Source organism: Chitinophaga niastensis, assembly GCF_003014755.1.
GTDB lineage: Bacteria > Bacteroidota > Bacteroidia > Chitinophagales > Chitinophagaceae > Chitinophaga > Chitinophaga niastensis.
On record NZ_PYAW01000001.1, the window covers coordinates 1365288 to 1380156 of the forward strand.

Annotated in this window: 8 protein-coding genes; 2 read left to right on the top strand and 6 right to left on the bottom strand. The window is 44.9% G+C overall.

Annotated elements, in window-relative coordinates:
• Positions 1-34 precede the first annotated feature (34 nt).
• Entirely contained in the window at positions 35-1045 is a 1011-nt protein-coding gene (gene gap, locus CLV51_RS05785) for a type I glyceraldehyde-3-phosphate dehydrogenase (RefSeq protein WP_106527035.1), read from the top strand.
• Between the two features lie 75 nt (positions 1046-1120).
• Here gap and CLV51_RS05790 read toward each other — a convergent pair whose 3' ends face one another.
• Positions 1121-6709 carry an alpha-2-macroglobulin family protein gene (locus CLV51_RS05790; RefSeq protein ID WP_106527036.1) on the bottom strand — a complete coding sequence of 1863 codons (5589 nt, stop codon included), beginning with the start codon at positions 6707-6709 and terminating at the stop codon, positions 1121-1123.
• Between the two features lie 277 nt (positions 6710-6986).
• The gene (locus CLV51_RS05795) at positions 6987-8477 is read right to left on the bottom strand and encodes an ATP-binding cassette domain-containing protein (protein ID WP_106527037.1); all 1491 of its coding nucleotides are present in this window, start codon (positions 8475-8477) and stop codon (positions 6987-6989) included.
• A gap of 93 nt (positions 8478-8570) precedes the next feature.
• On the opposite strand from CLV51_RS05795, the gene CLV51_RS05800 reads away from it, so the two are divergent.
• Entirely contained in the window at positions 8571-9014 is a 444-nt protein-coding gene (locus CLV51_RS05800) for a GNAT family N-acetyltransferase (protein ID WP_106527038.1), read from the top strand.
• A gap of 39 nt (positions 9015-9053) precedes the next feature.
• Here the strand turns inward: CLV51_RS05800 and CLV51_RS05805 are convergent, their stop codons facing one another.
• The 4 genes from CLV51_RS05805 to fabF all read right to left on the bottom strand — a co-directional run bounded on the left by CLV51_RS05805 (position 9054) and on the right by fabF (position 14718).
• A complete protein-coding gene (locus tag CLV51_RS05805; RefSeq protein ID WP_158266939.1) occupies positions 9054-9857 on the bottom strand; it encodes a DUF6048 family protein in 804 nt (267 codons plus the stop codon).
• Complete coding sequence (locus CLV51_RS05810) at positions 9820-10296, bottom strand: DUF6452 family protein (RefSeq protein ID WP_106527040.1); 477 nt, start codon at positions 10294-10296, stop codon at positions 9820-9822. The genes CLV51_RS05805 and CLV51_RS05810 overlap by 38 nt, the downstream gene beginning before the upstream one ends.
• Positions 10297-10320: 24 nt before the next feature.
• Positions 10321-13197 (bottom strand): excinuclease ABC subunit UvrA, encoded by a 2877-nt coding sequence (gene uvrA, locus CLV51_RS05815; protein WP_106527041.1) that lies wholly within the window; start codon positions 13195-13197, stop codon positions 10321-10323.
• Between the two features lie 255 nt (positions 13198-13452).
• Positions 13453-14718, bottom strand: a complete 1266-nt coding sequence (gene fabF / locus CLV51_RS05820; RefSeq protein WP_106527042.1) for a beta-ketoacyl-ACP synthase II — start codon at positions 14716-14718, stop codon at positions 13453-13455.
• Between the last annotated feature and the right edge of the window lie 151 nt (positions 14719-14869).

Sequence of the window (14869 nt, forward strand, 5' to 3'; positions counted from 1 at the left end):
CCATACAATATTTGCAGCTATAAAAATATAAACTATGTCTAACACTAAGATTGCCATCAATGGTTTTGGTCGGATAGGAAGATTATTTTTTCGCGAGATCTTTAATCAACAGGAGATAGAAGTTATAGCTATTAACGATTTAACAAGTCCGGCAGTACTGGCGCATCTGCTGAAATATGATACCGCGCAGGGACGATTTGATGCAGCTATAAAAGCTACTGCGGATGCCATTATAGTAAACGGGAAAGAAATAAAAATTTACGCAAAAAGAAATCCTGCTGAAATACCATGGGGAGCACATGCGATAGATGTGGTGTTGGAAAGCACCGGTTTTTTCACAGACAAATCCACTGCAGCGGCGCATTTACAAGCCGGTGCTAAAAAAGTAGTGATATCTGCACCTGCTACAGGCGATTTGAAAACGATTGTGTTTAATGTGAATCACGCCATACTGGATGGCACAGAAAGTATCATCAGCTGTGCCTCCTGCACCACCAATTGTTTAGCACCGATGGCGCAGGTGCTGGACGATTCATTTGGTATTGCTACAGGTTTAATGACTACCATTCACGCCTATACGAATGATCAGAATATCCAGGATGCGCCACATGCCAAAGGTGATTTGAGGCGTGCAAGAGCCGCTGCACAAAACATTATTCCTACCAGCACCGGCGCTGCAAAAGCAATCGGTTTAGTATTGCCAAACCTGAAAGGTAAGCTGGATGGTACTTCACAAAGAGTACCTGTTATTGCCGGCTCGCTGACAGAATTAACGGTTACTTTAAATAAAGAGGTGACGGTGGATCAGGTGAATGCAGCCATGAATGCAGCTGCCAATGAAAGTTTCGGATATAATGAAGATGAAATTGTAAGCAGCGATGTAATAGGTATGGCGTACGGATCTTTATTTGATGCTACGCAAACAAAGGTGTTATCTGCCGGAGGCCAACAAATAGTAAGGGTAGTGAGCTGGTATGATAATGAAATGAGCTATGTATCTCAGCTGGTGCGTACGGTGCAATATTTTGCAAAGCTGTCTAAATAGACATTATTAAATACTGTTAAAATAAAAGAGGTTGGTATCAGATCTGATACCAACCTCTTTGTTATGTCTTATCTGTTACTTTATTACTTCTACCCATTTGCCCGGTGTGAAAGCATGTATGGTATTGTCATACATCGCTTCACAGGAAGTGGCCGGCAGGTAATACCTGCCCAGGTAAGCTGCATTCAGCAACACGTTATAAGTACGTTTTTTGTTTTCTTCAATATTGAAGTAAGTATAAACCCTGTCATCACGTATATCCATATACGTAGCCGGTGATGAATGGAAGGCACTATCGTTTTCCATCAATCTTGTATTGATAATTTCCCAGCCTGAAGGGAAGATCTGGGAGAGCGCCATTTGTTCGTAATAGCCCCGTTTGCCCGGATTGTTGATGGTAACGGTTGCCATAAAATCGCTGCCCTGTTTCAGTGTAGCGGGATCAACAGTTTTGCCATCGCGGGTACTGTAACTTACCTGCATGCCCAGTACATCAGGATTGTTGCTGGCAACAGGTTCCTGTCCGGCATCCGGTTGGCCTTGCAGAATGAGACGAACATATAATACATTTTGTCCGTTATTCTGAAGGCTTACATTGCCCGTATTGCTGTTGAAGGTTATTGGTACCTGCGTAACAAAAGACTGCCCGTTTACATTGCCTTTAACCCCGTTTAATGTATAAGAGAAATTCATCTTACTACTGCCTTTATTGTTGCCGCAATATTTGGCGATTGCAATCAGTGAATAGGCCGTTGTTTGTGTACTGTACCACTGGTCGTTTTGTGAGAGCTGTGCTGCAATCTGTTTCACTAATTCATTGGCCTGGTTACGCTGCCCCAGGATGGTGAATGTTTCCAGTATCATGGCCTTATCACGCAGGTCGGAACCAAAGGTGCCGCTCATTTGATTGTATGCTTTTACTTCTGTACTTAAATTATGTACCAGGGAATTGGCTACTTCCGGTTGGCCGGATAGTTTGTAAGCTGCTGCCAGTCGCCATTTGGCGGGAACAGATAAATACTTGAATTCCTTCAGTCTGTTCATGGCACCTAATTCCGGTACTTTTGCCAGTGCCAGCAGGTATAAACGATAAGCCTGTGTAAGATCGCTGCCGTAGAAGTTAAGTGTGCTGGGAGCCCAGGTACCGGCTTTATTACGCTGGTATTTTTTCCACTGATCCAGTACGCCTGGTGGCAGGGTATAGCCATGGGCCTGTGCTTCTATGAGGAAATTACCGCCATAGTTGGTACCCCACTCATCTGAATTGCCCTGGCCCGGCCAGTAGCTGAAGCCTCCATCAGAAGTCTGGAAGCTTTTCAGGCGATTGATACCAGCTTTTACATTGCGGTCTACTTCGGCCAGCTGGCTTTCTTTCAGGTCCATCAGCTGATTCAGTACCAGTTGAGGGAACACGCCGGAAGTGGTTTGCTCAATACATCCGTGCGGATATTCTATGAGGAACTTCAGTCGTTTACCCAGATTCAGCGAAGGAATGGTGGATACTTCCAGTACACCGGAGTTGGTGCCTGCCATGCCTACCGGGCTGTATGGTGAGTTCCAGCTTTTACCGCCATCCAGCGTATATTCGATCACGTTAGTGATCACCGGATTCGGATTACGTACATTCAGTTCTACATCTTCTTCTGCTTTCTCGCTGCCGCTGGTAGCTACCACCTTGATTTTAGCTACACCTGTCTGTGGTTTTACTTTTACATCGAAGTATATAATCTGTTCTCCTGGTTGAGAGAAGGTAACCGTTTTGGTATGCTCACCTACTATCTCCAGCAATGAACTGGTGCTGAGCGTTACGTTAGCAGAGCGGATATTGGGTTCGAGCCCGAATACTGTTACCGGTAACTGGATTGTTTCAGATGGCCCAAGCACACGTGGTGCTGTAGTGAGCAGCATCAGCGGTTTTTTCACGGCTACCGCTTTTTCAGTAAAGCCGTATGCTCCCTCCTGACCCGCTACTACCATGGCTTTTACAGAACCGATGTATGGAGGTAGCTTAAATTTATGTGTTTGTTTTTGTCCGCTCTTCAGGTAAAAAGGTCCCATGTATTTTACTACCGGCTTAAAGCGATTGGCTTTGGCATTACCCGCGTTTTTATTTAATCCTTCATCACCACCAATGCTCAGGATACGATCCATATCTGCGCCCCATGCGCCTATTACATAATCAAACAGATCCCATGTTTTTACTCCCAATGCTTCACGTGCATAGAAAGAACTGTGTGGGTCCGGCGTTTTAAAACGGGTAAGATCCAGTAAGCCTTCATCTACAATCGCCACTGTATAGGTCATGGGTTTGCCGTTGCTTTCACTCACGGTGATGCTGGCCTCTGTTTCCGGCTTCAGCTTTTCTGCCATGGTGATAACAGGTTTCAGGATGGTACCGGGATCTTCTATAGAGATAGGAATGGTACCATACATGCGGATAGGCAAATCGTTGAGCGTTTGTGCGTGTGGTTGCAGCAAACTAACGTTGACGTATATATTAGGCGTCATGTTTTTCTCTGCCTTGAACTTAAAAGTGGTTTGACCTTGTTTGGTACTAACCCAGAAGGTTTTTAACACTTTGCTGCCGGATTCAATACTCACCAGCCCGCGTCCACCGGCGCTGCTGGGGATAGTGAGGGTGATATCGTCGCCTGTTTTATATTGCTGTTTATCTGAGGTAAATACCAGCATGGCCGCTTCTGCAGGGTTATCTTTCTGCATTCTCTCTGCCCATCCCGGCCAGTCGATATACACTGCTTTACCAGCGGTATGGCCACTTTGCAGGTCTTTTACACGTACGAGGTATCTGCCCCAGTCGGGAGAATTAATTTGCAGATTCCAGCTGCCTTTACCATTCTGCAGCGTTACGGTTTCCTTGCGCAGCAGCTGGTTATAACTATCCTGTGTGAAGTTGGAGTAGTCGTTGTTTTCACCATCATCCCACCACCATCTCCATTTTATTTTGTACAGTTCTACCTGTACTTCGCGGCTGCCTTTGGTCAGGTTGCCATTATCATCTACATCTACGAGGTCAATGGTATGTGGTTTATCCGTGAGCAACATGCCGGTAGTGCGATCACCCTGCGGCATGCGTAAGCCTGCATAGGAGGTGAAAGGATTGTAAGGCATGGAGAAATGATCAATGCTGAAATCGCCACCGGGTTCAAATACTTTCACCTCAAAATTAGCTTTCAGTTGTCCCGGTGCTACTTTGCCCAGTTGAATGTCGGCATTCACGGGAGCAGTACCATTGTCGTTTAACGCACCTTCGAAGATGGTTTTATTTTCCGCATCAAAATGTGTTACCGGATCATCAAAGGAGTAGTCTGCAAAGTTTTTGAAGCTGGTGCTTTGCTGTACCAATGATATATCTACTTTGGCTTTCAAATGCTGTGCAGTGGCGCCAAACAGCCACATGGCAGATAAGTTGCCTGTGGAGCTGCCTTTGGACAAAGAAGTATTGCTGCCAAAATCCATTTTTATTTTTAAGCGGTTAGGCTTCACTGTTTCAATGCGCACGTTTTTCTGAAACGTAGCACCACCAACTTTTACTTTGGCTACCCAGCTGCCGGTAGGATCATCAGGGGCTGTAGCGGTAGCAAAGCTGTAAAAGCCATTCAGGCTTTCATGCTGATTAATACGTTTGTATAACTGTCCTTTTGGATTATATAATTCCAGTGAAACCGGATGGTCCGGAGGTAATTTTTTCTCTTTATCTTCCAAAATAAAAGTAAGGTAAACAGAATCGCCGGGGCGCCATACGCCGCGTTCTCCGTACAGGAAGCCTTTGATACCATTTTGTACTTCTTCTCCTTTTACATCAAAACGACTCAATGGCAGGGAACTACCATCATCCAGTTTGAGGTATCCCCTTTCATTTCCTTTTTTAGCGATGAGCAGATAGGGCTTGCGTTTCAGGTCGAAGTTAGCAAGGCCATCGCCATCACTTTTAATTTTCAGGATCACCTGGTTCTGATAATCGAGTAATTCAAGATCCACACCTATTAATGGTTTGGTATCGCGTATATCCGTTACCGCTACCAGCATGCTGTTATCATTTCCTCTTTTGGCAATGAGGCCAATGTTGGATGAGATGACGTTGCGGGAAGCCCATTTATCCTTGTTATAGTAAGAGTTAGAGCAGGCGTCATTGCGGCGATCCCAGTTGTATCCATATGGATAGTAGCTGTCGTAGCGCTGCCAGAAGGCATCATCGCTATCTATCTTATCTCCGCCATAATATCCTTCCTCATCTCCTTCTTCACCCGCACTTGCTGTTGATTCGCCATCTTTAGTGGTATCGGCGGCACAGGCAGTCATAGCATATGCTTTACGGAAGCCGATAGTAATGCGATAGATAGCGCCTGGTTCGGTACGCAACAGTTTGTCGAGGTCGAGAAAGAAACGATTTTTCTTGTGCAGGTTCACCGATTTATCGGTATCCAGCCGGATTGTTTTTTCTACTACGGGGCTGCCTACACGCCGTAATTCCTGGTTACCGTCCAGGTCGTTGCGCTGCAGGTATTGCGGTACATTGTTTTCGTATATTTTAATGATGGTAACATCTACTGCGTTCAGATTGACGGCTTCAAACGGCATTACCAGTTTGTTGCTTTCCGGCAGGATCACACCTTTGCCGGGAATATTTACAGCTGGCAGGGTGTTTTCAAAATTTACGTTAGCGCTGAATGTTTTGCCCAGGCGCTTATCCGTGATGTTTATAACACCTTCATTTACGATGGCGGTAAAACTTCCTTCCAGTCTGGTGGGGGTATATACTTTTACTTCGCTGCCATCTACGGTATAGCGCAGATCGCTTTGTCCGCTGATGCCGATCAGGCCTTCCAGTGTTTGCGCCATACTCACGGGATCAGAGAATTGTACCAGCAGGTGTTGTTCCGGATCTGACATGGCTTTAACATCCAGTACTTTGAAATCCCCTACTGCGGGCACTTCTATCGTTTTTTTACCGGAATTATTCACATTTAGTGCGTCGCCGTTCCAGCTCAGTTCCAGGTTGCGGGAAGCAGTGTTGCGCACAATATTGGCGACTGTAAATTTAGATGTACGTTCAGCTGCATTGTGCTGCCAGGTAATGGGAATGTTGTTACCGCCGTATTGTGCCGTCAGTATTTTTTCGATGGCCTGGGGATTTTCCACATCAGCGGTATAAATAGCGCCGGTGTAGGTCATGCGATCCAGTGTAGTATTGGTGCTGGCTTTCAGGCCGAAATTATCTACAGAGAAGGAAGGCTTGATGATCTTGAACTCAAAATCAAATGATTTAAGTTCTTTGGGCACTTCCATGATTTTACCCAGCTTAAAGGTAGCCTCGTAGGTTTTACCGGGCTGTAGGTTTTCATCAGGTCTGAATTCAATGGTAGTGGCATCTACCCAAAATGATTTCCCTTTTATAGACGGAGAAAATTCGAACACTTCTTTTTCCAGTGCTTCATTCTGCGTATGTGTTACGTTAACCTGTCCGTTAAGGTGAACACGGATAGCGCTTTGTTTGGAGATGATACCCGCCGTATATGCCTCAATGTATTTGGCAAATTGGGGGTTCATTTCTTTTTTTGTGGTGCGGCAACCGCTGAATATCGACAGGGCGGCCAGACAAACAATTAATGCTGCTACAGCAAAAAGCCGTTTTGTTAGGTGCATTAGGAAAGAAGATTAGGGTGATTAACTATTAAGTGCGAATGTCGGGAAAATTTCTGAACTGTGTTGGGCGGCCTTCGGCCGATTTTGTCTTTCTCAGGATTATGCTGATTAAGATGATTATGCTGATTTTATTTTCTTCATAGATAGATTCAAATCCGATTTCAATAACCATATTAAAATCAGATAAGCATCTTTAGTAAAGAAAAATAAAATCAGGATAATCATCTTAATCAGCATAATCCTGTGAAAGACAATGGCCGAAGGCCATCGCATACACTTATACCATTTGCCCTTTACTCAATCGAATAAACTTATTAACGCAATCAGGGAGTTCTTCTTCGTAATGTGTTACATAGATAAGTGTAACGGGCATATGGTCACACAGCTGTTCTATTACTTTTTTGAAATGTAGTTTTTGTTGCGCATCGAGTCCCTGGCAAGGTTCATCAAAGATGAGCAGTGGCGGATTTTTAACCAGGGCACGGGCCAGTAGTGTAAGGCGTTGAGCGCTTTCAGGTACCTGTTTAAAAGGTGTTTGTTCGTGTGCGGCAACGCCCAGGATGCTCATCCAGTCTTTGGCTACCTGTTGCTGCTCCGGTGTGGCCGGGCGTGTGCTGCCTATGATGTCGGAGAAGCCGGAACATACTACCTGTAAACAGTTATCGCGGGAAGTGAAGTATTGATGTAATTCGGGAGATACAAACCCTATCTTTTTCTTGATATCCCAGATGCTTTCTCCGCTACCACGTTTGCGGCCGAATAGCCATAGTTTGTTGGCATATGCCTGTGGGTTATCTCCGTTGATTAAACTGAGTAAGGTAGATTTACCAGCGCCATTGGGGCCCAGTAGTGCCCATTTTTCATTTGGCTGAATGGTCCAGTTGATGCCTTGCAGAATAGTGTTTTCGCCATATTTTACATGGATATCTTCCATGCACACAATGTTGTCAAAATGAGTGTGGGTACTATTTTGCACCAGTGCCGCAATTTTATCTGTTTCTATTTCCGGTAACACAATATCAGGTTGTACCGGCAAGGGTAGCTTTGCAAATTCGCTGCGTGTATGCTTGCCAGTTATAGCGCCATCTTCCAGTGTGAGTACATGTGTAATATGATCAGGAATTTCATGGGGAGCGGTGGCCAGTAATACCGTGGTGCCGCCGGCAATGATTTCATTGATCATATGGCTGAAGTCCTTACGGGCCTGTATATCCAAGCCAATGTAGGGGTTGTCCAGCATCAGCAGCTGTGGCCTTTGGAGGAGGGCGCGCGCAATCATTACGCGGCGTGTTTCGCCATTGGATAATTTGATGAGCCGTTTCTCCATAAGCGGTGCTATACGCAGGGGCGATACCAGTGCCGGCACATCTTTTATCTCCAGGTATTCCATTACTGTGGGAGAATTTTCAGCGTCCATGCTGTTGAAGCGCTGCTGGTAATAGAAGTCGGTGGTGGTATTGGAGAGGTTGCGGAAGGTATGATGATGGCCTACCATAGCCACCAGGTTACGGTAGTTGAAATAGGGATCTGTAGTAATATTATGCTGGCGCCATTCGTCATAAAAATGATGATGAATGCTACCGTTGATAATATTGAATTTACCGAGGATGGTATTCAGGAGGGCTGTCTTACCTGCGCCACTGGGGCCGGTGATAGCCCACTGTTCTCCTTTTGTGATCTGCCAGCTGAGGGTATTGAATAATGTTTTGTCGAGATACCTTACGGTAATATGTTCCAATGAGAGGAACGGTGTTTGTTTGTCTGCCATAATATGCACGATTGGGCTAAATATTCATCTATCGGCTATAAAATTAGCAGTATTCTTGAAAGCTTCCAGTAAATTTACATCAAAGCTGCCTATATGCATTGGAAGATAAAAGCGTTTGATGAATTAACTACGTCGGAACTCTATGCTATACTGCATTTGCGGAGTGAAGTATTTGTAGTGGAGCAAAATTGTGTGTACCAGGATATGGATTATTCAGACCAGAAAGCCTTGCATTTAATGGGAACCGATGATGCAGGAAAGCTACTGGCTTATACCCGTATTTTTGCGCCGGGAATTAAATTTACAGAAGCTTCTATTGGTCGTGTGATCACCTCTTCGCTGGCGCGGGGTACGGGTGCCGGCAAGGAGTTAATGGAGCAGTCTATTGCCATGTTGCAGGTACATTATGGTAAAGGACCTATTAAGATTGGTGCGCAGCAATATTTGCAGCGGTTTTATACTTCACTTGGTTTTGAGCAGACGAGCGATACATACCTGGAAGATGGGATTCCTCATATTGAGATGGTGAGGAAATAATTAGTGGCTATGAGTTTTGATGAAGGCCGAAGGCCTTTTTTATCGCTTCGGTATCTTTTTCTTTTTAACTTCCGTTCCTGCTATACGTTCTTTTACGTGATAAAAAGGAATCACATAGGAAACGGTGTATTGCACGTCCAGTACCGTTCTTTTGCCGCCATTGCCATAGCCGGGGATGACGAGTGGTGTTATGGCATCTGTTTTAACGTTGTTGATCAAAAAGCGCTCCCGTACATTCCAGCCCATAAAGAAGTTTTTGAAGACTTCAGCCTTTAAGCCAAGCATGAGTTCTATCCAATGTGCGTTAACATTGGTTTTAGGAATGCTGCTGGTAAGATGATCTCCCCAATAGGGATTTTTGATAGTGTAAGAGGGTACCGCGTAGTTGAAGTGTGAAAAACCGTAACGGAAGCCACCGTAGAACATATTTTTTTCAGACGGATATTGTCTTTTCAGAAAATTATAATCCAGTCCCAAAGTTACAAATGCACCATTGCCTTTATAGGTATAGTTGCTATCGCTGTAGGGCGTGTTAGCATAACCGCCTTCAAATGCGAGGTAGAGGTCAGCATTAATACGGGCATCAGCCACTACCGTGATCTCTTTTCTGTAAGGATAATAGATGGCGGAAACGATGCGGCTAAGATCCACTCCTATCCTTATTCCACCAGGAAGCAGCAGGATACTGTCCTTATGTGGAATAGCTATTGCCACTGTTGTATCAACAGGGGCTTTTTTATGTATGATATCTGTTTTAGCGGCTGCGGGCTTTACCTGAGCGGTGGCAGCTACGCTGAACAAAATACTACTGATTAAAAAAATACAAAGTAAGATGCGTGTCATTACTGGTAGTTACTGACTTAATATTAATCTGAACGGAATCAATTGTATGCCTGGTAGCGATAACGGTATCCAGTAAAAAGTAGGTACCGAAGCCGCAACCGGCTGATATAAAATGTGTTGTACGTTTATACCTGAACGTTAGTGTGTCGGGAGTGAGTGTAGAGTCTACTTTCAGATAAAACCTACTGGTATCCGCTACCGGTGAGAGCTGAAAAAATACATTACTCAGTGGCTGAACCTTGTAGATAGAATCATGTCCCAGTGCGAATGCCGTTACTTTAGGCATGATCGTGTCCCGTACAATACCCGCACTATCGCGCTTGAAATTGATATGCAGATTTGTGCTCAACGTCTGGTCACATACCTTTGTTTCATTTTCGCAGGCAGCGATGCCAGCTAGTAATGAACCGATGAGTAATATTTGATAGATGCTTTTCATTCCTTGTTTACAGTTGGCAATATATTAAATTCCCAGTTCCTTTTTGAGAAATATGGCTGTATGACTGTCTTTGCAGGTACTTACCTTTTCAGGGGTACCAGTGCATAAGATATTACCACCGCCACCGCCGCCTTCTGGGCCCAGATCTACTATGTAGTCGGACATCTTGATCACATCCAGGTTATGTTCTATCACCAGTATCGTATTGCCGCGGTCTACCAGTTTATTCAGCACCTTTAACAGCAGCTGTATATCCTGGAAATGCAGCCCGGTAGTGGGTTCATCGAGGATGTAGATGGTTTTCCCGGTATCTTTCTTAGACAATTCAGTGGCCAGTTTTACCCTTTGGGCTTCTCCTCCTGATAAGGTGACTGCTGACTGTCCGAGGGTGATGTATCCCAAACCAACGTCCTGCAAGGTTTTTATCTTCCGGTAAATCCATGGTACCGGCTGAAAAAATTCTACGGCCTCATCTACTGTCATATCCAGCACATCGGAGATGCCCTTTCCTTTATAGCGGATTTCCAGTGTTTCGCGGTTGTAACGGCGACCGTTACACTTTTCGCAATGCACATATACATCCGGGAGGAAATTCATTTCTATTACACGCATACCACCGCCTTCACAAACGTCACAGCGGCCGGTTTTTACGTTGAAGGAGAAACGGCCGGCGTTGTAGCCCCTGATCTTGGCTTCCGGTACCGATGCAAAAAGGGTTCTTATATCTGTGAAAAAACCGCAGTAAGTAGCCGGATTGCTGCGGGGGGTGCGGCCTATGGGCGACTGATCAATTTCAATCACTTTATCAATAAACTCCAGTCCTTTGATGCTCTTGTAAGGCATGGGCACCATCTTGGAGTCGTAGGCATGTTTAGAAAGAATGGGGTACAGCGTTTCGTTGATCAGGGTAGATTTACCGCTGCCGGAAACGCCGGTTACGCAGATGAAAGTGCCCAGTGGCAGTTTCAGGTTTACATTCTTCAGGTTGTTGCCGGTAGCGCCTTTCAGCTCTAAGGAGTTGCCGTTGCCTTTGCGGCGTTCGGCAGGTATTTCTGTTGCCGTTTTACCATTGAGGTAGCCGGCAGTAGGTGTGTTAAGTTTCAGTATGGCTGCAGGTGTGCCTTGTGCAATGATCTGGCCACCGTGTTTACCGGCACCCGGACCAATATCCACCAGGTGATCTGCGTGGAGCATAATGTCTTTGTCATGCTCTACAACAATGACGGTGTTGCCCATTTCCTTGAGGTTGCGCAGTGCTGCAATCAGTTGCATGTTGTCGCGCTGATGCAGTCCTATGCTGGGCTCATCGAGGATATAAGTGATCCCCATCAGTTGTGATCCTATCTGGGTAGCCAGGCGGATACGCTGTGATTCGCCTCCGCTGAGGCTTCGCGTAGGGCGATTTAAGGTCAGGTAATTCAGGCCTACATTGAGGAGGAATCCCAGTCGCTCGCGTATTTCTTTCAGAATATCTTTCGCAATAGCGTTCTGTTTACTTTCCAGTCTGGTTTCTATATTTCCAAACCAGGCCAGGAGTTTATCGAGGTCCATGTTTCCGAGTTCGGAAATATTTTTCTCATCTATCTTAAAAAATAAACTTTCCTTTTTTAAACGTGCGCCGTTACATTCCGGACAGGTGCTGAGTTGCATAAAGCCTTCTGCCCAGCTGCGTACGTGATCGGATGAGGTATCGTTGAAATAACGGCGTACCATGTTTACCACACCTTCATATTCAGTGGCATATTCTGTGCTGCCACCTTCTTCATAGGCCATATCCACTTCCAGTTTACCGTTTTCATCGCCGAACAATAATACGTTCATTGCTTTTTGCGGGATACCGGAAATAGGCGCCGTTAAAGAGAATTTATATTTTTTAGCGAGTTGCTGCACCTGTTTAAAGGTGAAGGTATCGCGGGCTTCACCAAGAGGTTTCAGGCCACCTTCATTAATAGATATGTTATGGTCTGGGATCACCTCGTCCATATTGATCTGGTAGATGCTACCCAGTCCTTTACAGCGTGGGCAGGCACCATAGGGCGAGTTAAAGGAGAAGGTGTTGGGACTGGGTTCTTCATACGAAAGACCGGTTTCTTCACACATCAGCTGTTTGCTGTACTGGTTTACCTTGTTGGTATCGTGATCCATTACAAACAACAATCCTTTGCCCATGGTGAGGGCTTTTTGCACGCTCTGGCTAATGCGGGCACGGGCATCTTCCTGTACCTGGATGCGGTCTATCACCAGTTCAATATCGTGGATCTTGTAACGGTCTACCTGCATTCTTTCTTTCAGGTCCTGTACTTCTCCGTCCACGCGTACTTTGAGGTAGCCTTGTTTGCGTACCTGTTCAAACAGTTCCCGGTAGTGACCTTTACGACCACGCACCAATGGTGCCAGTATGACCAGTTTTTTCTTATTATAATTTTTGAAGAGATGTGCCAGTATTTCTTCTTCCGAGAAGCGCGTCATGCGCTTATTGGTATTGTAAGAATAGGCAGTACCGGCGCGTGCGTATAATAAACGCAGGAAGTCGTATATCTCTGTGATGGTGCCTACAGTAGAGCGTGGGTTTTTATTGGTGGTTTTTTGTTCTATAGAAATAACGGGAGACAGACCGGTGATTTTGTCCACATCAGGTCTTTCCATATCACCAATAAACTGTCGGGCATAAGCAGAAAAGCTTTCCATGTAACGGCGTTGTCCTTCCGCATAAATAGTATCAAAGGCCAGTGATGATTTACCACTTCCACTGATGCCGGTGATGACTACCAGTTTATTTTTGGGCAACTGCAGGTCCAGGTTTTTCAGGTTATGCTCCCGTGCGCCAAAGATGGCTATCTGTTCATCTGTCGGGGCTTGCGCGACGGAGGTTGCGGGTACATTCTCTTTTTTCTTTGCCATAATATTAAACTACTAAGCTACGGCATAATTGCGAAATACGGAAGGCTTTCGGCCTTTGTCTTTCCCAGGATTAGACTGATTATGCTGATTACCCTGATTTTATTTTTTTATTTAAAAAGATTAGCGAAGATTAAAGCGAGTATGTCCGCTCCGATCTTCGCTAATCTTTTTAAATCTTTATAAATCAAAATAAAATCAGGGTAATCAGCATAATCAGTCTAATCCTGGGAAAGACAAACGTTGCTTATTCCTTTTTTAGTTTGTTTTGTATTTCTTGAATATCACAATTGCGTTGTGACCACCGAAGCCAAAAGTATTGCTCATCGCAACATTTACAGTACGGTGTTGTGCTTTACCTAAAGTCAGGTTCAGGTTAGTTGGAATACCTTCGCCCAGTACAGTAGTGTTGATAGTAGGTGGAATGATATCTTCCTGTGTTGCTTTGATACATGCAATGGCTTCAATAGCACCGGCAGCACCTAACAGGTGACCTGTCATGGATTTGGTAGCGCTGATATTGAGTTTTTGTGCATGATCACCAAAGGCAGTTACGATCGCTTTCAGCTCACTCAGATCACCTACAGGTGTAGAAGTGGTGTGTGAATTGATGTAATCTACATCGGTCGTAGCAATTTCAGCATCTTCCAATGCCTGTTCCATGCCTAATCTTGCGCCCATGCCTTCCGGATGGGTAGCAGTGAGGTGGTAGGCATCGCAGGTCATAGCACCGCCAATCATTTCGCCGTAGATGGTAGCACCTCTGGCGATAGCGTGTTCGTATTCTTCCAGGATAATAGCACCTGCACCTTCGCCCATAACAAATCCATCACGGTCCACATCAAAAGGACGGGAAGCCGAGGTATGATCTTCATTGCGGGTAGATAATGCTTTTAACGCGTTGAATCCGGCAATACCTGCACGGGTAACGGGAGCTTCAGAACCACCGGCTACGATAGCATTGGCTTTACCAAGACGGATGTAGTTGAACGCATCTACCAGTGCACTTGTAGAAGAAGCACAGGCGGAAACAGTACAGAAGTTGACGCCCATGAAGCCATATTTCATAGCAATCTGGCCGGCAGCAATATCACAGATTAATTTAGGAATAAAGAACGGATTGAATTTAGGGACAAAGTTAGCTTGCGTAAATTCAACTATCTGTTCTTCGAACGTAAGCATCCCGCCATTGCCGGAAGCCCAGATCACGCCTATTTTAGTTTTATCAATACCTTCTTTATCTAAACCTGCATCAATAACGGCTTCCTGAGCAGCCACCATGGCGTACTGTGTGAAACAATCCATCTTGCGGGCTTCCTTCTTTTCCATATATTTTTCCACCTCAAACCCTTTAACCTCACAGGCGAACTTTGTTTTGAACTCTGTGGTGTCAAATTTAGTGATGGGACCGGCGCCACTCACGCCTGCCTTCATATTGTTCCAAAAAGTATTTACATCATTCCCGATAGGTGTTAATGCTCCCAAGCCGGTAACCACAACCCTTTTCAGTGTAACAGTACGCATATTTTTTACTTTAATAAAAAAAGTTAGAGCGCAAATTTAGTTAATCATTGTTATGATTAAGCATATTCATTAAGATAATATAATATAACTTTGAATGTTTTGCTTTGAAAAGCTGTGTGGAGGCTGTTTTTCGCGTTTTTCAGCTAACTAT

Coding starts and splice junctions, on each gene's coding strand:
- CLV51_RS05800 (WP_106527038.1), top strand. CDS start 8,571: ATGCATTGGAAGATAAAAGCGTTTGATGAATTAACTACGTCGGAACTC.
- CLV51_RS05795 (WP_106527037.1), bottom strand. CDS start 8,477: ATGGCAGACAAACAAACACCGTTCCTCTCATTGGAACATATTACCGTA.
- CLV51_RS05810 (WP_106527040.1), bottom strand. CDS start 10,296: ATGAAAAGCATCTATCAAATATTACTCATCGGTTCATTACTAGCTGGC.
- uvrA (WP_106527041.1), bottom strand. CDS start 13,197: ATGGCAAAGAAAAAAGAGAATGTACCCGCAACCTCCGTCGCGCAAGCC.
- CLV51_RS05790 (WP_106527036.1), bottom strand. CDS start 6,709: ATGCACCTAACAAAACGGCTTTTTGCTGTAGCAGCATTAATTGTTTGT.
- fabF (WP_106527042.1), bottom strand. CDS start 14,718: ATGCGTACTGTTACACTGAAAAGGGTTGTGGTTACCGGCTTGGGAGCA.
- CLV51_RS05805 (WP_158266939.1), bottom strand. CDS start 9,857: ATGACACGCATCTTACTTTGTATTTTTTTAATCAGTAGTATTTTGTTC.
- gap (WP_106527035.1), top strand. CDS start 35: ATGTCTAACACTAAGATTGCCATCAATGGTTTTGGTCGGATAGGAAGA.